We start from the raw sequence: 22780 nt of genomic DNA, 5'->3' as shown, positions 1-22780 counted from the left end.
AAACAATCCGGTCAGGTGCCGCGCCGCTTGGCTCGGCTGGTCGGTTCCGCCTGGAGGGGATCGTCGGGCCAGTAATGCTTGGGATACTGGCCCTTCAGGTCGGCCTTCACGTGGCGATAGGTGTTGGCCCAGAAGCTGGCGAGATCGCTGGTCACCTGCATCGGGCGGCGGGCCGGCGACAGAAGATGAAGGACCAGAGGGACCCGGCCGCGGGCCAGCGCCGGGGTCTCGGCCAAGCCGAACATCTCCTGGAGACGCACCGCCAGCACCGGCACGTCGCCGCCGGTATAGTCCAGCGGTATGCGGGACCCGCTGGGGACAGTGACATGGGTCGGCGCGGCCTCGTCCAGCTCGCGCTGCCGGTGCCACGACAGGAGCGACCTGAGTGCCGCCGACAGGTCCAGCCGCTTCAGGTGGGCACGGCGGGTCATGCCGGTCAGGAACGGCGCCAGCCAGTCCTCCAGCGTGCCGAGCAGCGCCGCGTCGGACAGGTCCGGCCATTCGCTGTCCGGACCCTCGACCCGCCGCAGGAATTGGACCCGCGCCCGGAGATTCTCCAACTCTTGGGTCCAGGGCAGGGCGGCGAGGCCCAGTTCGCGGATGCCCTCGCAGAAGGCGGCGGCGGTCCGGGAACCCTCCGGGTCGGGCAGCGGCTCGTCCTTCAGGACCAATTCGCCCAGCCGGCGCTGCCGGCGGGCGAGCACCGCCTCCTCCCTCCCGTCCCAGGCGACGAACTCCACCGTCTCGATGGTGTCGGCGAAGTCCTCCTCCAACTCGGCGAGGGTCAGGGGTGCCGCCAGGAAGATGCGTGCCTCCCGCTTGGCTCCGTCCAGGTCGGCGACCGCCAGGAACTCCTCGGCGGCCAGGGGCTCCATCTTCAGGAAATAGGCGCCGCGCCCGTTGCTGAGCCGGTACTGGCCGTCGCTTCCCGCCCGGCGGTGGGCGATCCGATCGGGGTAGGCCAAGGCCAGCACGCGGCCGGTATCGGCGACGTCGCCGCTGCCCGGCCGTATGCCGAGCTGGCGCTGCCACTGCCGGGCCTGCCGCGCCACCTGCCTCACCGTCCAATTACCCCCCCGGGGAGCGACGTCGGCGGAGCGCAGCACCTCGACCCGGCGGCGCAGGTCGCCGTCCCGCTGCTCGCCGGTCCCGCCGGCCGATGGCCCGGACAGGATGTCGCGCTCCCCCAGCAGGGCCGCGATCTCGCAGGCAAGCGCACCGCAGCCGAGCCGGTCTCCGGCCAGCACCATATGGGCGAGGCGGGGTGCATGCCGAGCGACGCCATGCGCCTGCCGTGCCGGGTGATCCTGTCCCCGGCGTCGAGCGATCCGAGGCGGCGCAGCAGGTCCCGCGCCTGGGCGAGGGCCGGCGCCGGCGGCGGATCCAGCCAGCGCAGCTCGGCGGGGTCCAGCACGCCCCACTGGGCCAGTTCCAGCGCCAGCGGCGCCAGGTCGGCGGCCAGCATCTCCGGCGCGGTGTGGGGCTGCAGCGCGCGATGCTGCTCCTCCGGCCAGAGCCGATAGCAGATGCCGGGTTCCAGGCGGCCGGCGCGGCCGCGGCGCTGCTCGGCCGAGGCATGGCTGACCCTGACCGTGTCCAGCCGGGTCATGCCGCTGCCCGGATCGAAGCGGGAGACGCGCATCAGGCCGCTGTCCACGACCACCCGGATTCCCTCGATCGTCAGGCTGGTCTCGGCGATGGAGGTCGCCAGCACGATCTTGCGCCGGCCAGGCGGGGTCGGCCCGATCGCCTGGTCCTGTTGGTCCTGGGGCAGGTCGCCGTAGAGCGGGGCTATGAGGATGCCCGGACCCGGCGAGGCGTCGCGAATCTGGCGTTCGACGCGCCGGATCTCGGCAACGCCGGGCAGGAAAACCAGGATGTTGCCCGGCTCCTCGTCGAGGGCGCGGAGCACGGTGGATGCGACGGCGTCCTCGATCCGCCGCGCCTTGGACGGGTCGACATGGCGGGTCTGGACCGGAAACGCGCGGCCCTCGCTGGTGACGACGGGAGCGCCGCCGAGCAGCCCGGCCACCGCGGTGCCGTCGAGCGTAGCCGACATGACCAGCAGGCGCAGGTCGTCGCGCAGCACCGACCGGGACTGGAGGCATAGCGCCAAGCCCAGGTCGGCGTCCAGGCTGCGTTCATGGAATTCGTCGAAAAGGACGGCGCCGACGCCTTCCAGCGCGGGGTCCTGCTGCAGCTGCCGGATCAGCACGCCTTCGGTCACCACTTCGATCCGGGTCCGCGGACCGACCTTGCTGTCCATCCGAACCCGGTAGCCGACGGTCTCGCCGACCGCTTCGCCGAGCAGGCCGGCCATCCGCCGGGCCGCCGCACGCGCGGCAAGCCGTCGTGGTTCCAGCATGATCAGCTTGCCGCCGGCCAGCCAATCCTCCTCCAGCAGCGCCAGCGGAACGCGCGTGGTCTTGCCGGCACCCGGCGGCGCCTGGAGAACGGCATGGCGGGAGCCCGCCAGTGTCCGGCGGATCTCCGGCAGGACGGGATCGATCGGCAGCGCCGGGAAAAGTGTTTCAGGATTGGACAAGGCGCTGTGTTCGTCGGGTTTCGGAAACGGCGGCGGGCTCTATAGCACGGGATCGGCCGCAGTGCTCGGCCGCAGTGCCCGGGCGCAGTCCGGCAGGAGCTTCCGGCATAAGCTGGTGCCCTCCGCCGCGCAGTTACAGGGGGCGGCTTTACGGAAAATTAGCGGCGTCGGCGCATGCTGCCGTCCTGTGATCCTTCAACGCTGGACTTCCCCGACGAGGGTCCATGATCACGAGCGCCGCTTCCTCCCCGCGGGCGTCGTCCGCTTCGACGGTTTGGCTCAGGCCGATCCGGTCGATGCCGTGCGGCTGCGCGGATGCCTGCGCCCACGTCCTGAAGAGCGATACCTCGTCGAGCGTCCCGTCGGCCGCGTCCGGAGTGAACGGCCAGTCGAAGGACGGCGAGAAGCGCGACGCCTCCGGCCTGACCGAGGCCGAGCGGGACCAGGTCAAGGAGCTTAAGAAGCGCGACACGGAGGTGCGCAACCACGAGCGCGCCCATCAGGCCGCCGGCGGCCAGTATGCCGGTTCTCCTTCCTACACCTACCAGACCGGCCCGGACGGCAGGCGTTATGCGATCGGCGGGGAGGTGTCGATCGATATCAGCCCGGAAAGGGACCCTGCGGCCACCATCGCCAAGATGGAACGGATCAGGGGCGCCGCCACAGCACCGGCCGAACCGTCGCCCCAGGACTACAAGGTGGCTGCGGCCGCCGACAAGGCGCGCATGGAGGCCCAGCGCGAACTGAACGCCCAGACCCTGGAGAAGCTTCAGGGGGGCGGCGAGGCCGAAGAGGGCGGGGAAGGGTCCGCCTCCGACGGGAAGGCGCAATCGTTCGGCCGGACCGGGTCCGGCTTGCGGCCTCCCGGGCAGACGGAACAGGAGCAGGCCGGACAGGAGCAAGGCCTTCCGGCGCAGGACGGCGGCCTCGTGGCCTCGGCAGCCCGGGCCTATCGCAGTGCATCCGCCCTGGGACGGCCGGCCGGTGGCCTGGTCGGGATCAACGCATGACACGTGTGACTTGGCGCCCGCTTGGGTGTTAAGGGACACCTGCTTCCCGCCGCTCGCCGCCAAACACCGATCCGGATTCCCCAGACGTGACCTTGTTCGTTCTCACCGTCTTCGCCGTCACCTACGCGGGCATGGCGTTGGGACGGTTCCCTGGCCTGCGGATCGACCGCACCGGAATCGCCCTGGTGGCCGCCATCCTGATGCTCGCTGGCGGGGCCCTCGACAGCGGCCAGATCGCGGGAGCTGTCGATTTTCCGACGCTGTTCATCCTGTTCGGGCTGATGATCCTGTCGGCGCAGTTCGCCTCCGCCGGGTTCTACGACTGGTGCGCGCTGCGCATCGCGCGGGCCGGCCGCTCGCCCCAGGCCCTGCTGGCCGTCACCGTCGCGGCCGGCGGCGGACTGTCCGCCGTGCTGGCGAACGACGTCGTGGTGTTCGCCATGACGCCGATGCTCTGCGCGGGGCTGAAGGGACGGGGCCTCGATCCGCGTCCCTACCTGATCGCCCTGGCCGGTGCCGCCAACGCGGGATCGGCCGCGACCCTGATCGGCAATCCCCAGAACATCGTGATCGGACAGGTCGGCGGGCTGGATTTCTGGCGGTTCCTGGCGGCCTGCGGCGTTCCTGCGTTGGTCGCGCTGGCCTGCGTGTTCGTCACCGTTTCCGTGGTCTGGCGGGGACGCCTGGCCGATGCCGCCAATCCCGCCTTCGCCGACCTGCCGGAACCGGAACTGGACAGGTGGCAGTTCGGCAAGGCGCTCGTCGCGACCGGCGCGCTGATGGCGATGTTCGCGACGCGCGTCCCGCACGAGGTCGGCGTACTGCTGATCGCCGGAATGCTGCTGATCAGCCGGAACCTGGAGAGCCGGCGCATGGTCGGCATGGTGGACTGGCCGCTGCTGGTCCTGTTCGCCTGCCTGTTCGCGATCAACTCCGCCCTCGAACGCACGGGCCTGCCGGCCGAGGCGGTGGCCGCGCTGGCATCCGCCGGGTTGCTGCCCGACCGCCTGGCCGTGCTGGCGCCTCTGTCGGTCGTCGCAAGCAACACCATCGGCAACGTGCCCGCGGTGGTGCTGCTGCTGGCGGTCTGGCCCGATCCCCCCGAAGGGGCGATGTACGGTCTGGCCCTGCTGTCGACCCTGGCGGGGAACCTGCTGATCCTCGGCAGCCTCGCCAACATCATCGTGGTCGAGCGGGCGCGGGCCGTCGGGGTTCGGCTCGGCTTTCTGGAGCATGCCCGGTGCGGCATACCTATGACCGCATTATCACTCGGCTTTGCGTGCGCGTGGTTGTGGGCTACCGGGTTGATGCCGTGAAAATGATCCAGGGGCTCAATAAAACTTCGGGAATTTTCATTGTGCATCTGCGAGATGAAGATGAACCGATCGGTCCAGGAATGTTGAGGTCGCTCCCCGAATTCGTCCCGATTACTTTGGCCGGCGGTCACACCCATGACTTAATGCTCGCACGACGGCGAATTTCTCAACAAAACCCTTTCAGGTATGGGGGAATTGCGCTATGGTCACTCCAACGATGCGGGAAGAAAGAAGGCAATAAACGAACCCGCACGACAAAGGCACGTCAGGGGAGGGCGTCGCCGAACAATGAACGATCCTGCCCACTTCAAGGGCGGGACGATTAGGTTGAGGAAGCAACGCACCGGTACCGCTCCCGTTACGAGTGAGCGGCTGAGGTTGGCGTCGTGGCGGCTTTGGATACCAACTTGGCCACACCGGGGGTGCTGCCCCCGTCATGACAAGGTCCTGTAGCGCAAGGCGCTGGAACCGGCCAGGTGCCAAGAAGAATATGAGGGTTAGAACGATCTGACGGCGGGCTTTCAGCCCGCCGTTTCCTTTTTCCGGAACCCGTTACTCCGAAGCGTTGCGATAGGCGTCGAACATGGCTTCGATGGTCTCGCGGCTGACGTCGCGGGTGATGAAGACAATTCGCGAGCGGTGGTCCTCGGAAGGCCAGGCTTCCAGGCGCACGGGCGGATGGAACACGTGCTGGACGCCGTGGACGACGACGGGCGTGTCGGACTCCCGAACGTTCAGGATGCCCTTGATGCGCAGCAGGTCGGGACCGCGCAGCGTGATCAGCGTCTCGATCCAGGTGGCGAAGCCTTCCCAGGCCAGCGGTTCCTCGATGGTCATGCAGAAGGCGCTGATATGGTCGTCGTGCCGGTTCCGGTCATGGGCCCGGCCGTCGCGGTGATCGTGGCCATGATGATCATGCCCGTGCTCGTGATGCCCGTGGTCGTGGTCATCATGGCCGTGATCCCCGTGCCCGTGGTCATCCCCATAAGCCTCGGCCCGCAGCCAACGCTCCACGTCGGGGCTCTTGGTCGTCGGGTTGTAGAGGCCGGCGTCGAACAGACCCGCCGGCTCGATCTCGCCCTGGACCGCGCGCATCAGCGGGGCCGCCGGGTTCAGCGCGGCCAGCCGCCGCTCCACGTCGGCCAGCGCTCCCGGGGAGGCGATGTCGGTCTTGGTCAGCACGATCCGGTCGGCGACGGCCGCCTGCTTGACGCTCTCCTGGTGGCGGTTCAACTGGTCGGAGCCGTTGACGGCGTCCACCGTCGTGATGACGCCGTCCAGGCGGAAGCGCGCGGCGATCAGAGGGTCGTTCATCAGGGTGTGGAGCACGGGTGCCGGATCGGCGAGGCCGGTGGTCTCGATCACGACGCGGTCGAACTCGGGGATCTCTCCGCGCACCCGCTTCAGGAACAGGTCGCGCATCGTGTCGATCAGGTCGCCGCGCACGGTGCAGCACAGGCAGCCGCTGTTCAGCAGCACCGTGTTCTCCGAGCTTTCGGTGACCAGCAGGTGGTCGAGCCCGATTTCGCCGAACTCGTTGATGATCACCGCCGTGTTCGCCATGCCGGGGTGGCGGACCAGACGTGAGAGCAGCGTCGTCTTGCCGCTGCCCAGGAAGCCGGTGAGGACGGAGACAGGCAGGCGGGTCGGGTTGGCGGCGATGACAGTGGTCAAGGTTCGGCTTTCTCAGGAGATGACGTTAGCGAGTTCTGGCAGGCGGGGCAGATCCCGCGCACCTCGACCGTGGGCCGGTCGATCTGGAAACCCCTGGAGCGGGCGCTTTCGGCGATGGCGGCGCTGACGCCCTGGTCGTTCAGTTCAATCGCGTTGCCGCAGTCCCTGCACACCAGGAACTGGCCGGCATGGGCATGGTCCGGGTCCGGGCAGCCGATATAGGCGTTCAGGCTCTCCAGGCGATGGACCAGCCCGTGCTCGACCAGGAAGTCGAGCGCGCGGTAGACCGTTAGCGGAGCCACCCGGCGCCCGTCCACCTGCATGTCCTCCAGGATCGCATAGGCGCCCCGGGGACGATGCCCGCTCCACACCAATTCCAGGACCTGGCGCCGGATGGGGGTGAGCCTGGCGCCGCGCGACGCGCACAAGGTCTCCGCGCGCGCCAGGGCGCCGGAAACGCAGTGCCGGTGGTCGTGCGCGGCCGCGGGCTGGGCCGGTGTTGTCATGGTTGCCATGGCGGCTCCCGGAAGATCGTCGGGCGATATGTAATCATATAACAGCGCGCACGCCGGATTACCCGAAAAAGAAGGCGGGAGGGTCGGGCGGCGGAAGGACGCCGAACGAAAACGGGCGGCCGAAGCCGCCCGTTCCCGAAAAGCCTTGCGGACCGGTCAGACGCCGATGACGCCGCCATCCTCCTTGGTGACGACCACCAGCGACGGGCGGGGCGGCATGCCGTCCTTGAAATCGGGCCAGCGGGTCGCCGGGTCCTCGAAGCTGGACGCCTTGCCGAACTCCGGCCAATCCTTGGTGTTGTCGGTCGCCGGGTGCTGCACGGCCAGGAACAGGGTCTTGTCGTCCGGCGTGAACACCGGGCCGCACATCTCGGCGCCGACCGGCACGCGGAAGAACAGCTTGCCGGTACCGCGCAGGTCGCCTTCGGTCTCCATCGCCCAGACGCCGTCGGTCGTCTTGGTGGCCTTGTAGCTGTTGCCGTCCGTGGCGACCCACAGGCGGCCCTGGTTGTCCACCGCGCAGTTGTCCGGCATGCCGAACCAGCCGTCGGGGGAGGTCGCGGGGTTGAAGGTGGCGCCGACCGCGGCGACGGTGGGATCGCCGCACTTCACCAGGATGTCCCAGGCGAAGGTGGTCGAGGCGTGGTCGCCGTCGGTCGGGGTCATCTCGATGATGTGACCGAAGGCGTTGTCGGCGCGGGGGTTGGCCACGTCGACCGCGTCGGCCTTGCGACGGGTGTTGTTGGTCAGCATCACGTAGACCTTGCCGGTCTTCGTGTTGGGCTCCACGTCCTCCGGCCGGTCCATCTTGGTGGCGCCGAGCACGTCGCCGGCCTTGCGCGCCTGGATCACCACGTCGGCCTGGCTGTTGAAGCCGTTCTCGGCGGTCAGCTTGCCCTGGCCGTGGACCAGCGGCAGCCACTCGCCCTTGCCGTCCTCGCCGTACCTGGCGACGTACAGGGTGCCCTTGTCGAGCAGGTCCATGTTCGCGGCGCGGTCGTTCGGGTTGAACTTGCCCTCGGTCACGAACTTGTAGACATAGTCGAACCGTTCGTCGTCGCCCATGTAGAAGACGACCCGGCCGTCCTTGTTGACGATGCTCTCCGCGCCTTCGTGCTTGAAGCGGCCCAGCGCGGTGCGCTTCTTCGGCACCGAGGTCGGGTCGAGCGGGTCGATCTCGACCATCCAGCCGAACCGGTTGGCCTCGTTCGGCTCCTTGGAGACGTCGAAGCGGTCGTGATAGGTCCCCCAGTTGTACCAGTTGCCCGGGACGCCGATCCGCTTGTAGTTCTCGGCCTCGGGATGGTCGTCGGCCATCTTGCCGCCGAAATTGCCGTTGAAGTTCTCTTCGGCCGAAACGAAGGTGCCCCAGGGCGTGATGCCGCCGGCACAATTGTTGATCATGCCGATCACGCTGGTGCCGGTCGGGTCGGCCTTGGTCTTCATGCGGTCGTGGCCGGCGGCCGGACCGGTGATCCGCATCACCGTGTCGGACGCGGTGATCCGGCGGTTGTACTTGCTGTCGGCGACGACGGCCCATGTCCCGTCGGTCTTCTTGACCTCGATGATGGTGCCGCCGTGGGCCGCCATCTCGATCTCGGCCAGTTCCTTGGTCATGGCCGTGAACTTGGCTTCCTGTTGCTCCACGCCGACGCCGGGGAACATCACTTCCTCGTCCGTGTATTCGTGGTTGATGCAGAGCAGGCCGTGGTCGGGATTGTTCGAGCCGAAGGGCAGGCCGATGTAGCCGACATAGTCGTTGTTGTAGCCGAACTGCATCTTCTGGGCGGCCGCGGTCTGCTTCATCGGGTCGAAGGCCGGGGCTCCGGGCAGCACGGGGTCGCCCCAGCGGATCAGGATGTCGGCCTTGTAGCCCTTGGCGACGTGGTGGGTACGGTCGACGCCGCGGGTCACCTCGTCGAAGCTGAAGCTGGCCTTGCTGCCGTTGCCGGCGGCGGCCTTGGCCTTCTCGGCCGTGGCGAGCGCCAGCGGTCCGAAGGTGGCGGTGATGGCGGCGACGGCGAGCGAGCCGCGCAGCATGTCGCGGCGCGCGAAGCGCTTGGCGATGATGTCGCCGAGGGTCGGCCCCTCGGAGGGATTGCGGCCGATGTCCTCGGACGCCTCGAAGGCTTCCGCCTTGCACGAAAACTGGGAAATGTCGCGGCTGTCCATGGTTCTCTCCCACCTGCTCCGGTCCGTGATCCGCCCCGTGTTCCGGGGTGTGTTGCCGCGGACCATAGACCGGCGCCATGACACTTCGGTGACCGTTCCATTACCCGATCATTAAATCAAAACCCGATTTATCCCTTTGAAAAACCGGGAAATCATCCGTCGACACCGCGCCCGGCGGTGGACGGCGCCGCGCCGCACGCTAGTTCAGTCACACATGTTGACGGTTACGATCAAACAGCGTTGAGGCTCGGTATCCATGGCAGCACCCATCATCATCTTCGGCGCCAACGGCGGCATCGGCGAGGCCCTGGCGCGGCGGCTCGCGGCGGGCGGCTCGGAACTCTTCCTGACCGGCCGCTCCGCCGACAAGGTCGGCGCGCTGGCGGACGAGTTGAAGGCCCGGCATGCTCGGTGCGACGTGCTCGATCCCGACCAGGTCGCGACCGCGGTGGGTGAGGCCGACCAGGGCGAGGGCATCGCCGGCATCGCCTACTGCGTCGGTTCGATCGACATCAGGCCGCTCAAGGCGACGAAGCACGACGACTTCATCCAGACCTACAAGCTCAACGTGCTTGGCGCGGTGGACGCGATCCGCGCCGCCGAGAAGGGGCTCAAGTCGGCCAAGGGATCGGTCGTGCTGTTCTCCACCGTCGCGGTCCGGCAGGGTTTCGCCAACCATACGCTGATCGCGACCGCCAAGGGCGCGGTCGAAGGGCTGGGCCGGTCCCTGGCGGCGGAACTGGCACCCCATGTCAGGGTCAACGTGGTGGCGCCGAGCCTGACGCGGACGCCGCTCGCCCACGGCCTGACCTCGAACGAGCAGATGACCCAGAGCATCGCCGGGCTGCACGCGCTGGGCCGCATCGGCGAGGCGGACGACATCGCGGCCATGGCGGCCTTCCTGCTCGGCAAGGATAGCGGCTGGATCACCGGGCAGGTGTTCGGCGTGGACGGTGGGCGGAGCAGCCTGCGCACCAAGGGCTGACGGCGGGACGGGGCGCGGCGGATACCGCGCCCCTGGATGATCCGGTCACGCGGGGCTTGACTTCGCATCTGCGAAGGAGCAATTATCGTACTCGAACAAACGCACCGTCCGATCGCGCGAAGCGGCTTTGCCGCTGCATCGGGTGGGCCAGCATCAGCACAAAGGGCGACCCGGCAGCGCGCGGGGCAGGCCCCGAAAGATCCCTTCATAGTGACGTCTTTCAGCGAACTCGGCTTGAGCGAGCCGATCCTGCGCGCCATCAGCGCCGAAAACTACAGCAATCCCACTCCGATCCAGGCGCAGGCCGTGCCGCACCTGATCCAGGGCCGCGACCTGCTTGGCGTTGCCCAGACCGGCACAGGAAAGACCGCGGCCTTCGCGCTGCCGATCCTTCACCGCCTGTCGGAGAACCGCACCCGGCCCATGTCGTACGGTGCGCGCGTCCTGGTGCTGACCCCGACCCGCGAACTCGCCATCCAGATCGGCGAGAGCTTCGCGACCTATGGCCGCCACCTGCCGCTCACCCGCACGGTCATCTTCGGCGGCGTCGGCCAGAATCCCCAGGTCCAGAGCATGGCGCGGGGCGTCGATATCCTCGTCGCCACGCCGGGCCGCCTGCTCGACCTGATCGGGCAGGGCTTCATCAAGCTCGACCGGCTCGAAGTCTTCGTGCTGGACGAGGCCGACCGCATGCTCGACATGGGCTTCATCCATGACGTGCGGCGGGTGATCAAGGTCCTGCCGACCAAGCGCCATACGCTGTTCTTCTCCGCAACGATGCCGCCGGAGATCGCGAAGCTGGCCGACAAGATCCTGACCGAACCGGTCCGGGTCGAGGTGACGCCGGTTTCCAGCACGGCGGAGCGGATCGAGCAGCGCATCATGTTCGTCGAGAAGGCGGACAAGCGGCCCCTGCTCGGCGAAGTGCTCAAGCGGCCGGACATCGGGCGCGCGCTGGTGTTCACGCGGACCAAGCACGGCGCCAACCGGGTCGTCGAGCAACTCGGCCAGATCGCGGTCCGGGCCGAAGCGATCCACGGCAACAAGTCGCAGACAGCCCGCCAGCGGGCGCTGGAGAATTTCCGCTCCGGCGAGATCCGCGTGCTGGTCGCCACCGACATCGCCGCCCGCGGCATCGATATCGACGGCATTACCCACGTGATCAACTACGACCTTCCGAACGTTCCGGAAAGCTACGTCCACCGGATCGGCCGGACGGCGCGGGCGGGGACCAGCGGCATCGCTATCTCGTTCTGCGACAGCGAGGAGCGGGCCTACCTGAAGGACATCGAGAAGCTGATCAAGGTCCGCATCCCGGTCGTCGAGGACCATCCGTGGCACTCCCTCGGCGGTGTCGTGCAGGCCGATCCCGATGCCCGGCCTCCTCTCCAGGACCGCCGTCCGCAGCGTCACGGCCGGCCGGCCCAGGGCCGGCAGGACCAGACGCGCCAAGCTCATGGCCAGGGTCAGGGCCGTCCGGCGCAGGCCCAGCAAGGCAGGCCGCCCCAGGGCAACCCATCCCGCCGCCGCTCGGGGCGCTGATTCCCCGGCGGGGGGCTTCATACCAGCTGTTGAATAACGAACGTCGAAATCCCATATCTTGTGTCTCCCGGACCAAGGAAGTATGAGGATTTCGACGCATGATCGACATGATGAGCTTGGCTATTCTGGTTGGAGCCGGCCTCATAGCGATCAGTGTCCTGACAAGTTTGATTTCCTTCCGGGTCGGAGCGCCGCTGCTTCTAGTGTTCCTCGGCGTCGGGTTGCTTGCCGGCGAAGACGGCATCGGCGGCATCGACTTCGACAATGCGGGGCTGGCCTATTTCGTCGGCTCCATCGCCCTTGCCATCATCCTGTTCGACAGCGGGTTCGAGACCCGGTGGCAGACCGTCAAGGCGGCGGCCTGGCCGTCCCTGACCCTCGCCACGGTCGGGGTCGTGCTCACCACGGGGCTGGTGGGGGCGGTCGCGCACGTCGCTTTCGGCATGCCGCTGCTCGAAAGCCTGCTGATGGGCGCGATCGTCAGCTCCACCGACGCGGCGGCGGTCTTCTTCCTGCTCCGGGTCGGGGGCATCAACATACGCGAACGGGTGCGGTCGGTCCTGGAGATCGAGTCCGGCAGCAACGACCCGATGGCGATCTTCCTGACCATCACGCTGGTCGAACTGATAGCGGGCGGCGGCTCGGCCCAAAGCCTGTCGTGGGAAGTGGCCGGTTCCTTCCTCCTGCAGATGGGCATCGGCGCCCTGGGCGGCCTCGCCGGCGGGTGGCTGATCGTCCAGGCGGTCAACCGGATAGACCTCGAACAGGGGCTCTACCCGATCATCGTCATCAGCTTGGCCCTCTGCCTGTTCGCCGGCGTCTCGATGCTGGGCGGCAGCGGCTTCCTCGCCGTCTATGTCGGGGGCATGTTCGCCGGGAACAGCCGGCTCCACGGCGCGCGGTCCCTGCGCCGCTTCCAGAGCGGCATGACGTGGCTCTGCCAGATCACCATGTTCCTGATGCTGGGGCTGCTCGCCACGCCGTCCGAGTTTCTGGACATCGCGCCGCAGGCGATCGCCCTGGCCCTGTTCCTGATCCTGGTCGGGCGCCCCCTCGCGATCTGGCTGTGCCTGATGCCGTTCGGTTTCACCCGGAGCGAGACCGCGTTCATCGCGTGGGTCGGGCTGCGCGGGGCCGTCTCGATCCTGCTGGCGATCCTGCCGCTGATCGCCGGTTTCCCGGACGGGCAGATCTTCTTCAACACCGCCTTCATCATCGTCCTGGTCTCGCTCCTGGTCCAGGGCTGGACGATTAAGCCCATGGCGCGCCGGCTCGGCCTCATCGTGCCGCCGCGCATCGGGCCGGTGGACAGGGTGGAGCTGGAACTGCCCGGCGGCGCCAGCCACGAACTGGTGGCCTACCGGACGGTGGCGGGCAGCCCGGTGACGCTGGGCGAGCGGATCCCCCGCTGGGCCCGGCCGTCCCTGATCGTCCGCAACGGTCAGTCCATGCGCCTGCACAAGGCTGGCCGGGTCGAGACCGGCGACCTGGTGCTGATCTTCACGTCGCCCGACAGGCTTCCCCTGCTGGATCGGCTGTTCGCCAGCCCGACGGAGCTGAAGGTCGAGGATCGGGAGTTCTACGGCGACTTCACCCTGGCGCCCGACGCCGCCATCGGGCAGCTCGCGGCGACCTACGGGTTTCCGACACCGCCGCAGGACGCCGACCTGACCGTGTGCGATGTCCTCAAGCGGGAATTCCGAGGCAGGGTCGAGACGGGAGACCGGCTGGCCTACGGTCCCGTCGAACTGATCGTCCGCGTCGCCGCGGACGACAAGATCGACGAGATCGGACTGTCGCTGGAACCGTCGCGGTCGGGCAGGGCCGGCCTGTTCCGCCGCTCCGGCCGGACCTGACCCGTGGCTCAGGACCGGCGGCGGCGCAGCAGGCCCAGGCCGAGCAGACCCCCGGCGAGCAGCACGAGCGTCGCCGGCTCGGACACCTCGGTGGGGTCGCCGTCGGAACCGCCCACGCCCCAGTCGGAGAGTGCCGCCAGAGCATAGTTGCCGAGGATGCGGTGGGCGGCGGCGCTCGGATGCACGTTATCCCAGAACAGGTACTCGTCGGGATTCGCGCAGACGGTTCCGGGCCGGGCGATGGCGCCGCTGAAGCACGCCGTGGTCACATTGGTAAACCCGTAGCCCGCAGGGTTGGCGGCGACGTCGTTGAACAGGCTGCGGACGTCCAGCGGGATCAGCTCGACCGGGAGAGCCGCCTCGATGCCGTCCAAAACCGATGTCAGCGCGGCGTTGAACGCGGCCGACAGGGAGGTGGCCCGCTCCTGGATCGCGGGGCCGCCCGCGATCGACTCCGGCGTCATGGAAAGGTCGCTGAGATTGGGAACCATGATATAGCGGGCGCCTGCCAGGGCGAGACTGGTCACGGACTGGCTGACATTCGCCGTGGCCGCCGCTGCCAGGGTTTCGGCCGGCAGGGCGGTACCCAACTCGTTGCGGACGTCGTTGCCGCCGCCGTAGACGATGTAGAGGGCGTCGGGGTCGGCACCTGAAGGCGGCAGCCGCGACAGGAAGCTCAGAGTCTGCAAGGTCACGCCGGGCACCGGCAGTCCCTCGACCGACGTGGTTCCGCCGGTCGTGGCGCCGCCGACGGCATAGTTGTTCCCGCCCAGGAGCGACGGCCGCGACTCGGTGCCGTAGGCTCCGGCGACGATGTCGGTCCAGACCGGGCCGTTGGAGAACCGCCCCGGCGCATAGGGCGGCGATATCGGCAGCAGGCCGAGGGTCGCGGCCGAGATGTTGCCGGTGTCGCTCAGGCTGTCGCCGAACGTGTAGACCGAAGTGACCGGGGCCGCCCCGGCCGGACCGGCGCTCGCCATGATGCCGGCCGAGACGCCGATCCCCGCCAGCATCGCCAAGCCCTTCGGCGTGTAGGGCGAATGAGCGAACCACCAAAGCATTGTCGCCTCCAGGCAATTTTTGCAACTTCTGGTAAAAAGCTTTTCGGCGTGCTTGTAGAGGAACGGGGGTATCGGCGCAATGACGCGTTCGGTCGGACCGTTAATCGCCGGGCTGGCTCGCCTCCTCGCCTTTCCGGCGCCCGTTCCATTGCCGGTAGAAGCGATGGGCGAACAGGAGGACGAGGCCGGCGACGATGACGGTGCTGATCGGGCTGATATAGGCTTCCACGGCCTGCCACTGGCCGCGCAGGATATAGCCGCAGACCGCGAGCGCCCCGGTCCAGGCCACGGTCCCGATCGTGGAGTAGAGCAGGAAGGGGATCATGGGCATGCCGCTGATGCCCGCGGGAACGGAGATCAGGGTGCGCACGCCGGGGACCAGCCGCCCGATCAGGACCGCCACCCCTCCGTGACGTTCGAACCATCCGGTGGCACGGTCGATATCCTCGGGCGATACCGTGATCCAGCGCCCGTAACGCTCGGCGAAATGGCGCATCCGCCTTGCGCCGTATTTCTTGCCGGCATAGTACCAGGGCAGCGCGCCTGCGATCGAGCCGAGGACGCCGGCCACGATGACCCCCACGAGCGACAAGGGACCCTCGGCCGCGGTGAAGCCCGCGAGCGGCATCACGACCTCCGACGGGATCGGCGGAAAGATGTTCTCCAGGAACATCAGCGACGCGATGCCGGCATAGCCGAGCGAGTTCATCAGACCGGTGATCCAGTCAATCATGTCAATCCAACCTTCAGCCTTGGTCGACCTTGCAGCGGCAGACCGCAGTGAAAACCACGGAGCGGTCGTTCCGTTGCAGGCTGATCATGTGCGGTCGCCTCCGCTTCGCTTCAACTCGCGACGTGCGCGCCGCTCGGCCCGGCGAGCCTGACGCCGCTCGCGGCGTTGCCACAGTCGGAAGTAGAAGCGGCTGCGGGCGGCGTCGAGGGCGTGGAGCAGGTCCCCCGGCCGGGGGATCACGGGGATGCGGAGGCCGGCCGGCGGGGTCGCCGGTTCGAGGGCCAGCCCGACGGTCAGCAGCTTGCCCTCGTCCATATCCCGCGCGATCAGTTCGACCGAGCCCATGCGCAGCCGGTCGCCGACCTCGACCGTGTCGCGGAATTCCTGCCGGAACAGGTCGGACAGCGTCAGCTTGGCGTTCCGAACCGAGAGGGGCAGGCCGTATAGCTCGGCCAGGGCGCCCACCGTGATGTCCGCCTTCAGGCTCAGGTCGCCGAAGAACTGCCGGTCGTCCTCCGCCAGCTCGCGGGTCTCGCCGAACAGCCGGTCGAGCAGCGCCACGCGCGACGGGGCGGTGAAAAGATAGACCAGGTCGCCCGCCTGCAGGTGGCGGACGCTGTGGATCGTCTGGACCTGGCCGTCGCGAATGATCAGCGAAGGCCGCGCCCAGCGGGGCAGGCGGTGCCCGGTCACCACCGGGCTGTGCTCGCGAATCGTGTAGGCGACCAGTTCGTAGTCGGCCTGCCCGGGCAGTTCCAGCTCGACGCGATCGACCGGCCCGATGCGCGGCGGCACGATCAGCTTCAGCCAATGGGCCAGCGGCCTGATCGTCCAGCCCTGGACCAGAAGCGACATCAGGACGATCAGGAAGGCGATGTTGAAGTAGAGCTGGCCGTCGGGCAGCCCGAACAGCGTCGGGACGATGGCGAGCAGGATGGACACCGCGCCGCGCAGCCCGACCCAGGCGATGAAGGTCGTCTCGTTGGCCGTGAAGCGGAACGGCGCCAGGCATAGCCAGACCGCCAGTGGCCGGGCGACCAGGATCAGTACCAGGGCCAGAAGCGCTGCGGGCACCAGCAGCCCGGGAAACTGCGACGGCGTCGCCAGCAGTCCCAGCATGACGAACATCACGATCTGGCTGAGCCAAGTCAGTCCGTTGTGGAATCGGCGCAAGCTCTGCGCGCCGCGCAGCTTGGCATTGCCGGCGATCAGCCCGGCGACGTAGACCGCCAGGAAGCCGCTCCCCCCAAGGGTTCCGGCGACCGCGAAGATGAACAGCGCGAGCGACAGGGAGACGACGGGGTAAAGACCCTGCTCCAGGCGGATGCGGTTGATCACCATGATCAGCAGCCATCCGCCGAGAAGGCCGAACAGGACGCCGCCGCCGATCTGGCCGACGAACATCAGGACCAGATGCCAGGGCGAGTCGGTCCCGCCGGCCGCGATCAGCTCGACCAGGGCGATGGTCAGGAAGATCGACATGGGATCGTTGGTCCCCGATTCGATCTCCAGGGTCGACCGGACGCGGTCGCGCAGAGTGATTCCGCCGACCCGCAGCAGGAAGAAGACCGCCGCCGCGTCGGTCGAGCTGACGATCGCGCCGACCAGCATCGCCTCCAGCCAGGGAAGATCAAGGGAAAATCGGGCCGCAACCCCGACAAGGCCCATGGTGGCGACGACCCCCACCGTCGCGAGGGTCAGCGCCGGCCAGGCTGCCGCCTTGTAGCTCGAGAAGCGCGTGTCGAATCCGCTCTCGAACAGGATTATCGCCAAAGCGACGCTGCCGATGAGGAAAGCCGCCGGCGTGTTGTCGAAATCGATGCCGCCTATCCCGTCCTCCCCCGCGGCGAGACCGACGCCTAGGAAGATCAGGAGCAGCGGGGCGCCGATGCGGAAGGAAATCAGGCTCGTGAAGATACTGACCAGCAGGAGCGCGACGGCGACGAGAATAATCAGATTGATCAGTTCCATAAAACCATCCCGGCGCGACTCTTGATTGTGATTTGGGAGCTGTTTGGGACACTCGGCAAGGCCGGGCAACGCCTCGGAGTGTTCAGTCTAGGTCGGGTTTTCATCTCACGCTATGCGTCCGTGGGGCAGCGGCATCCTGCCGGGCGCCTTGGCAGCCACCCAGGACAAAAACAGGTCTCTGCCGGTCCCAGCAGTAACAATAGAACCGAAGTAGCAAATCAAAAGTGTTACTAATAGGCTGTATGGATGATGTTACTGATCGAACACATATGTGCCCAAAGCTCACACTACGAAGCAGAAAGGACTTCAGCAAAGTCAGCATTGAGGTATCTATACGACCAAGACGACAGCGGGGACGACAAGATCGTGGCTGCGTCGGTTGAATGAATACTCGATAGGGGTAGCTTAAATGAAAAAGATCCTTTTGGGGACCACCGCGATCGCCGCCGCCGCTCTGTATGCGCAGGCTGCACAGGCGCAGATCACCGTTTCCCTGGGCGGTTATACCGAGTTCTTCGGCGCCTACTATGATGACGACGTTCCCGGCCGTACCAGCCGCGAATTCCAGCTCGAGACCGAGATCGTCGTCCGCGCCGACGGCAAGGCGGACAATGGCCTGCTCTACGGCGCCAAGGTCGAGCTGCAGAACTCCTCGGGTGCCAACGCCGGCATCGTGACGGACGAGGCCTCGGTCTACCTCGGCGGCACCTGGGGCCGCATCGAGCTCGGTGACTTCGACGGCGCCGCCGATACCCTCGCCATCTACGCCCCGCTGATCGGCATCGAGCAGCTCGACGGCGACGCCTACGACTTCCTGGACGTCACCTCCGGCGGTACCCGCTTCGGCGCCCAGCCCTTCTTCGGCACCATCAAGGCTCCGGACTCGGGCGACTCCACCAAGGTCATGTACCTGACCCCGCGGTTCGCCGGCGTGCAGGCCGGTGTCAGCTACGCCACCCAGAACGGCAACGAAGGCCAGTCGGTCGTCGGCCTGAAGGCCCAGACCACCTACAGGGACTTCTTCGAGTTCGGCGCCAACTACACCGGCACCTTTGCCGGCTTCTCGGTCGCCCTCGGCGCCACCGGTTCGACCGCCAGCGGCGAAGACGCCCTCGGCGCCACCGAACTGGAAGACTTCTTCGCCTGGCAGGCCGGTGCCCAGCTCGGCTACGCCGGCTTCAAGTTCGGCGGCGGCTATGTTGACGGCGACGACTTCGGTGCGGCCGTCGGCACCGTCGCCGGTGACGCGAAAGCTTGGCACGTCGGCGCCAGCTACACCGCCGGTCCGTTCGCGGTCGGCCTCAGCTACGCCGATGCCGAGGGCGCAAAGGGTGGCTTCACCACCTACACCCCGGACTACAAGACCTACGGCGGCGGTTTCGCCTACACCCTCGCTCCGGGCTTCATCGTCCAGGCCGACCTGATGTTCGTCGACGAGGACGTCGTCAGCACCGTCCCGGGCAGCCTCGTGCAGAGCAACGAAGGCTACGTCGCCGTGCTGAGCACCCGTCTGAACTTCTAATCGGAGTGCGGACCCGGGCGACCGGGTCCGATCGGACAGGAAAAGGGGCAGCGGTTCATCCGCTGCCCCTTTCTTCTTTTCGGGTTTTGGGGCGGCATGCTCGTCTCAGCTTGTGATCCGCCACGATCCGTCGGGCTGCTGGCAGGCAGTGCCGTTGGCCCGTTCGGCCCGTCCGCCGATATAGACGGTATGCTGGTACTCGCGGCAGGTCTGGCCGCTCGGGTTCTGGTATGTCCGGGTCGGTTCGATGGTGCCGCGGCGGTCGCTGTCGGGGCTGGACCACTGGATCGGTTCGTTCCGGGTGATCGCGGCCTCTTCAGCCTGAATCGCCGTCGTCTGGTCGTTGCCCTGGAGATGGCGGCTCAACTGCTGGCCGGCCAGGGCTCCGGCCAGGGTGCCCAGCGCGGTCGCGGCGACCCGTCCGGTCCCGCCGCCGATCTGCGATCCGAGCACGGCACCGCCGACGCCGCCGCCCAGACTGCCGATGACGTCCCCGGTGTTCATGCCTTCGCAGGCACCGAGACCGAGTGAAAGGGTGGCGAATACGGCGATGGTCGCTTTGCGGTAGGCCATGGCGTCGTCCTTTCTGGCAGGCGTGTTGGCCCGTGCAACGCCGAGGTCATGTGATTGTTCCGACCGGCAGACACCCGGAAGCAGGGGAATGGATGCGGCGCGTTCCTGTTGTTGCCTCATGCCGGCTGCCGTCGCGGCAGCGGGCCAATGATCACGACAGGAGAAACAGCATGACCCGCATGGCCATCGCCGCACTGGGCCTAGCCCTGTTCGCCGCAACCGCTTGCGCGAATCTGAGCGGGCAGGGGAGCGGTACCCAACCCGACGGCCGGTCCAGCACGTCGGGCGGCGCGGCCTTGGGATCCCAGGGCAGCAACGGACCCGCCACCGGCATTCCCCGGACCGGCAACGCCGATGTCGGAGCGCCGCGTACCGGCAGCAGCGACACCGATTCGGCCACGGGCGACATGATCCAGCCGGGGCCGCTTCCCGGCGAAGACATGCTGAACTGAGACCGTTCCGCTCAGGCGGCCCCCGATCGGGGTGCCGCCGGCGCGGAACGGCTGCCGGACCACTCAGGCGATGGCCTGTTCCAGCGCTTCGAGCACGTGGAGGCCTATCATCGTCTCTTCGCTGGTCCTCACGACGAGCACCTTGACCGTCGAATCGGCAGCCGAGATCACCTGGGCATTGCCCTCGTTGGCGTCGGCGTCGAGGGAAATGCCGAGCCACTCCATGCCTTCGCACACCCGCCGCCGGACCAGCGCCGAGTTCTCGCCGATGCCTGCAGTGAATACCAGAGCGTCGAGCCCACCGACCGACGCCGCGAGAGCGCCGAGCTGGCGGCGGATCGCATGAACGAAATAGTCGATCGCCCCGGCGGCCCTGGGATCGTCGCTGCGCTCCAGGTCGCGCATGTCCGAGCTTATGCCGGACAGACCCTTCAGCCCCGACTCGTGATAGAGCAGGCGGGTGACTTCCGGCACCGTCATCCCCGCCGCGCCGATCAGGTGGAGCAGCACGCCGGGATCGATCTGCCCGCTGCGCGTTCCCATCGCCAAGCCGTCGAGCGCCGTGAACCCCATGGTGCTTTCGACGCTCCTGCCGGCGCGAATCGCGCACATGCTGGCGCCGTTGCCGAGATGGGCGACGACGATCCGGCCCGAAGCGATGTCCGGGGCGACTTCCGCCAGGCGGCGCGCGACATATTCGTACGACAGGCCGTGGAAGCCGTACCGCCTTACCCCCTGGTCGAAGTACTTCAAGGGGATCGCGAACGCCTCGGCGGCGAAGTCGTGGCCGCGGTGGAAGGACGTGTCGAAGCAGGCGACCTGGAGCACGCCGGGATAGCGCGCTTCGACGGCGTCGATCGGGGCCAGGTTGTGCGGCTGGTGCAGCGGCGCCAGCGGCACCAGTTCCTGGAGCTTCGCCCGGACGGCGGGAGTGATGACCACCGGCCCGGAGAAGTCCGGCCCGCCGTGGACCACCCGATGGCCGACGGCAAGGACTCGGGCGTCGCCGAGAAATCCGTCAAGCCATTCGCTGATCACGTGCAATGCCGCATCGTGGTCGAGCGGACCGGAGCCGTCCTGCCAGCGGGTCTCCGCCAGCACCGTGCCGTCCGCGTCCTTCGCGATGAAATGCACGTGCGTGCCGATGCCTTCGATCTGCCCTACCGCCAGCATGCGGATGGAGTCGGGACCGGTCGGCGCCTCCACCGAGAACTTGATGCTGCTCGATCCGGCGTTCAGGACAAGGATGGAGTCGATCATTGCCGCCCTCCCTGGATGCCGCCGAGGTCGAGGATGGCCTTGCCGGTCCTGGCGTAAGCCTGGTGGAGTTGGGCCAGCGCGCAGGAGGCGAGGCGGGATTTCTCGTCGTCGGCCCGGCTGGTCAGGATGATCGGCACCCGGGCGCCGAGCACCAGACCGGCCGCGTCGGCATGGGCAATGAAGGTGAGTTCCTTCGCCAGCATGTTGCCGGCTTCCAGGTTGGGGACGATCAGCACATCGGCACGGCCGGCGACCAGCGACGCGATGCCCTTGGTCCGGGCGGCTTCGAGATCGACCGCGTTGTCCATCGCGAGCGGGCCGTCGACGATGCCGCCCTTGATCTGCCCGCGCTCGGCCATTTTGGACAGGATGGCCGCGTCGAGCGTAGACGGAATCTTGGGATTGACCGTCTCGACCGCGGACAGGATGCCGACGCGCGGCTGGCTGATGCCGAGCGCCAGGGCCATGTTGATCGCGTTCTGGACGATGTCGACCTTGGTCTCCAGGCTCGGCAGGATGTTGATCGCGGCGTCGCTGACCAGCAGCAGATGGTCCATGCCCGGAACGTCCATGACGAACACGTGGCTGATCCGGTGGGCCGTCCGCAGGCCGGTGCCGGCCTTGGTGACCTCGTGCAGCAACTCGTCGGAATGGAGGTTGCCCTTCATGATCGCGCCGGCCTTGCCCTGGTGGACCAGCTCGACCGCATGGGCGGCCGCGGCCTCCGACTGCGGGATCTCGACGATGGGGAAACGGGAGATGTCGATGCCCAGCTCCCCGGCGATCGCCCGGATCCGGTCGGCCGGTCCGATCAGGATCGGTTCGATCAGCCGGGCGTCGGCCGCCAGCAGTGCGCCGCCCAGTGAACTCCGGTCGGTCGGGAACACGACCGCGGTCTCCAGCGGCGGCAGTGCCGCGCAGGCGCTGATCATGCGGGTGAACTTCTCGTGCCGCTCGATCATCAGCTTGGGCAGCGCCGCATCCGGCGTGTCTATGCGCTCGGTCGGGGCCAGGACGTCGGCGACGCCATCGGCGACCAGGGTACCGTGCTGGTTGACCAGCTTGCAGTCCAGGATCACGATGCCGGGTTCGCGCTTCTCGGTCACCGTGACGGTGATCGAGAGCTCGTCGCCGACATGCACGCGCTCGTAGAATGACAGCGTCTGGCCCCGGTAGCGGGTACCCGCACCCGGAAGGGAGTTGCCGAGCACGGCCGAGATCTGAGATCCGACCCACATGCTGGGCGCTATCGTGTCGGGATCGACGATGCCGTTCCGGTCCTGGTCGCGTGGCAGCATCAGCGGATTGAGGTTGCCGGATGCATGGGCGAAGACCACCAGATCGTTCGCCGTGCAGATCCTGCGGATCATCGCCGTATCGCCGATGGAGATCTCGTTGAAAGTCCGGTTTCGTGCCATGGGTTCCCTGGAATCACGTCGGCTGCCGAAGCAGCCGTGAGTTGAGGCGGCCGAAATCGGGGTCTAGGCGACGGCGCCGCGCCGAGGACCGACCCCGTTCAGCGACCTCACCCTAGCAGCCTGTCGGACTTAACGCCGTGGGGCGAGCCTGATAGACTCAGAGCACGTTTCGACC

At 67.7% G+C, this 22780-nt stretch carries 18 protein-coding genes; 7 read left to right on the top strand and 11 right to left on the bottom strand.

Annotated elements, in window-relative coordinates; genetic code table 11:
• Positions 1–11: 11 nt before the first annotated feature.
• Positions 12–1061 carry an ATP-dependent helicase C-terminal domain-containing protein gene (locus DPR14_RS28890; RefSeq protein ID WP_343038651.1) on the bottom strand — a complete coding sequence of 350 codons (1050 nt, stop codon included), beginning with the start codon at positions 1059–1061 and terminating at the stop codon, positions 12–14.
• The gene (gene hrpB / locus DPR14_RS28885; protein ID WP_343038650.1) at positions 1058–2545 is read right to left on the bottom strand and encodes an ATP-dependent helicase HrpB; all 1488 of its coding nucleotides are present in this window, start codon (positions 2543–2545) and stop codon (positions 1058–1060) included. The genes DPR14_RS28890 and hrpB overlap by 4 nt, the downstream gene beginning before the upstream one ends.
• Positions 2546–2769: 224 nt before the next feature.
• Here hrpB and DPR14_RS14635 point away from each other — a divergent pair, with 224 nt between their 5' ends.
• Both DPR14_RS14635 and DPR14_RS14630 read left to right on the top strand, forming a co-directional pair.
• Complete coding sequence (locus tag DPR14_RS14635) at positions 2770–3555, top strand: putative metalloprotease CJM1_0395 family protein (protein ID WP_158045801.1); 786 nt, start codon at positions 2770–2772, stop codon at positions 3553–3555.
• An 86-nt stretch (positions 3556–3641) separates the two neighbouring features.
• A complete protein-coding gene (locus tag DPR14_RS14630) occupies positions 3642–4871 on the top strand; it encodes an ArsB/NhaD family transporter (RefSeq protein ID WP_158045800.1) in 1230 nt (409 codons plus the stop codon).
• Between the two features lie 552 nt (positions 4872–5423).
• On the opposite strand, the gene DPR14_RS14625 is transcribed toward DPR14_RS14630, so the two are convergent.
• From DPR14_RS14625 to DPR14_RS14615, 3 genes are all read right to left on the bottom strand, one after another.
• Positions 5424–6545 carry a CobW family GTP-binding protein gene (locus DPR14_RS14625; protein ID WP_158045799.1) on the bottom strand — a complete coding sequence of 374 codons (1122 nt, stop codon included), beginning with the start codon at positions 6543–6545 and terminating at the stop codon, positions 5424–5426.
• Positions 6542–7060, bottom strand: a complete 519-nt coding sequence (locus tag DPR14_RS14620; protein WP_211103777.1) for a Fur family transcriptional regulator — start codon at positions 7058–7060, stop codon at positions 6542–6544. Before DPR14_RS14620 ends, DPR14_RS14625 begins: the two co-directional genes overlap by 4 nt.
• A gap of 156 nt (positions 7061–7216) precedes the next feature.
• Positions 7217–9232 (bottom strand): PhoX family protein, encoded by a 2016-nt coding sequence (locus DPR14_RS14615; RefSeq protein ID WP_158045798.1) that lies wholly within the window; start codon positions 9230–9232, stop codon positions 7217–7219.
• Between the two features lie 256 nt (positions 9233–9488).
• On the opposite strand from DPR14_RS14615, the gene DPR14_RS14610 reads away from it, so the two are divergent.
• From DPR14_RS14610 to DPR14_RS14600, 3 genes are all read left to right on the top strand, one after another.
• Positions 9489–10217: an SDR family NAD(P)-dependent oxidoreductase gene (locus DPR14_RS14610; RefSeq protein ID WP_158045797.1), complete on the top strand. Its 729-nt coding sequence runs from the start codon at positions 9489–9491 to the stop codon at positions 10215–10217.
• Positions 10218–10427: 210 nt separating this feature from the next.
• Positions 10428–11759, top strand: a complete 1332-nt coding sequence (locus DPR14_RS14605) for a DEAD/DEAH box helicase (RefSeq protein WP_158045796.1) — start codon at positions 10428–10430, stop codon at positions 11757–11759.
• Between the two features lie 98 nt (positions 11760–11857).
• Positions 11858–13615, top strand: a complete 1758-nt coding sequence (locus DPR14_RS14600) for a potassium/proton antiporter (protein WP_158045795.1) — start codon at positions 11858–11860, stop codon at positions 13613–13615.
• Positions 13616–13623: 8 nt separating this feature from the next.
• On the opposite strand, the gene DPR14_RS14595 is transcribed toward DPR14_RS14600, so the two are convergent.
• The 3 genes from DPR14_RS14595 to DPR14_RS14585 form a co-directional block, all read right to left on the bottom strand.
• Positions 13624–14676: an SGNH/GDSL hydrolase family protein gene (locus DPR14_RS14595; protein ID WP_158045794.1), complete on the bottom strand. Its 1053-nt coding sequence runs from the start codon at positions 14674–14676 to the stop codon at positions 13624–13626.
• A 100-nt stretch (positions 14677–14776) separates the two neighbouring features.
• Positions 14777–15409: a DedA family protein gene (locus DPR14_RS14590; protein ID WP_158045793.1), complete on the bottom strand. Its 633-nt coding sequence runs from the start codon at positions 15407–15409 to the stop codon at positions 14777–14779.
• A gap of 84 nt (positions 15410–15493) precedes the next feature.
• Positions 15494–17380 carry a potassium/proton antiporter gene (locus DPR14_RS14585; RefSeq protein ID WP_158045792.1) on the bottom strand — a complete coding sequence of 629 codons (1887 nt, stop codon included), beginning with the start codon at positions 17378–17380 and terminating at the stop codon, positions 15494–15496.
• Between the two features lie 409 nt (positions 17381–17789).
• Here DPR14_RS14585 and DPR14_RS14580 point away from each other — a divergent pair, with 409 nt between their 5' ends.
• Positions 17790–18902 (top strand): porin, encoded by a 1113-nt coding sequence (locus DPR14_RS14580; protein WP_158045791.1) that lies wholly within the window; start codon positions 17790–17792, stop codon positions 18900–18902.
• Positions 18903–19007: 105 nt separating this feature from the next.
• Here DPR14_RS14580 and DPR14_RS14575 read toward each other — a convergent pair whose 3' ends face one another.
• Entirely contained in the window at positions 19008–19475 is a 468-nt protein-coding gene (locus DPR14_RS14575; RefSeq protein WP_158045790.1) for an RT0821/Lpp0805 family surface protein, read from the bottom strand.
• Between the two features lie 170 nt (positions 19476–19645).
• Between DPR14_RS14575 and DPR14_RS14570 the strand changes: the two genes are divergently transcribed.
• The gene (locus DPR14_RS14570; protein WP_158045789.1) at positions 19646–19927 is read left to right on the top strand and encodes a hypothetical protein; all 282 of its coding nucleotides are present in this window, start codon (positions 19646–19648) and stop codon (positions 19925–19927) included.
• A gap of 63 nt (positions 19928–19990) precedes the next feature.
• On the opposite strand, the gene DPR14_RS14565 is transcribed toward DPR14_RS14570, so the two are convergent.
• Positions 19991–21187 carry an acetate/propionate family kinase gene (locus tag DPR14_RS14565; protein ID WP_158045788.1) on the bottom strand — a complete coding sequence of 399 codons (1197 nt, stop codon included), beginning with the start codon at positions 21185–21187 and terminating at the stop codon, positions 19991–19993.
• Complete coding sequence (locus tag DPR14_RS14560) at positions 21184–22605, bottom strand: bifunctional enoyl-CoA hydratase/phosphate acetyltransferase (protein ID WP_158045787.1); 1422 nt, start codon at positions 22603–22605, stop codon at positions 21184–21186. Before DPR14_RS14560 ends, DPR14_RS14565 begins: the two co-directional genes overlap by 4 nt.
• Positions 22606–22780 lie beyond the last annotated feature (175 nt).

This window comes from Skermanella pratensis (assembly GCF_008843145.1).
GTDB lineage: Bacteria > Pseudomonadota > Alphaproteobacteria > Azospirillales > Azospirillaceae > Skermanella > Skermanella pratensis.
Note: the sequence above shows the minus strand (reverse complement) of the source record. Positions and strands in the feature narration are given on the sequence as shown.

Coding starts and splice junctions, on each gene's coding strand:
- DPR14_RS14620 (WP_211103777.1), bottom strand. CDS start 7,060: ATGGCAACCATGACAACACCGGCCCAGCCCGCGGCCGCGCACGACCAC.
- DPR14_RS14595 (WP_158045794.1), bottom strand. CDS start 14,676: ATGCTTTGGTGGTTCGCTCATTCGCCCTACACGCCGAAGGGCTTGGCG.
- DPR14_RS14615 (WP_158045798.1), bottom strand. CDS start 9,232: ATGGACAGCCGCGACATTTCCCAGTTTTCGTGCAAGGCGGAAGCCTTC.
- DPR14_RS14560 (WP_158045787.1), bottom strand. CDS start 22,605: ATGGCACGAAACCGGACTTTCAACGAGATCTCCATCGGCGATACGGCG.
- DPR14_RS14585 (WP_158045792.1), bottom strand. CDS start 17,380: ATGGAACTGATCAATCTGATTATTCTCGTCGCCGTCGCGCTCCTGCTG.
- DPR14_RS14570 (WP_158045789.1), top strand. CDS start 19,646: ATGACCCGCATGGCCATCGCCGCACTGGGCCTAGCCCTGTTCGCCGCA.
- DPR14_RS14575 (WP_158045790.1), bottom strand. CDS start 19,475: ATGGCCTACCGCAAAGCGACCATCGCCGTATTCGCCACCCTTTCACTC.
- DPR14_RS14590 (WP_158045793.1), bottom strand. CDS start 15,409: ATGATTGACTGGATCACCGGTCTGATGAACTCGCTCGGCTATGCCGGC.
- DPR14_RS14580 (WP_158045791.1), top strand. CDS start 17,790: ATGAAAAAGATCCTTTTGGGGACCACCGCGATCGCCGCCGCCGCTCTG.
- DPR14_RS14565 (WP_158045788.1), bottom strand. CDS start 21,187: ATGATCGACTCCATCCTTGTCCTGAACGCCGGATCGAGCAGCATCAAG.
- DPR14_RS14635 (WP_158045801.1), top strand. CDS start 2,770: ATGATCACGAGCGCCGCTTCCTCCCCGCGGGCGTCGTCCGCTTCGACG.
- DPR14_RS14610 (WP_158045797.1), top strand. CDS start 9,489: ATGGCAGCACCCATCATCATCTTCGGCGCCAACGGCGGCATCGGCGAG.
- DPR14_RS14600 (WP_158045795.1), top strand. CDS start 11,858: ATGATCGACATGATGAGCTTGGCTATTCTGGTTGGAGCCGGCCTCATA.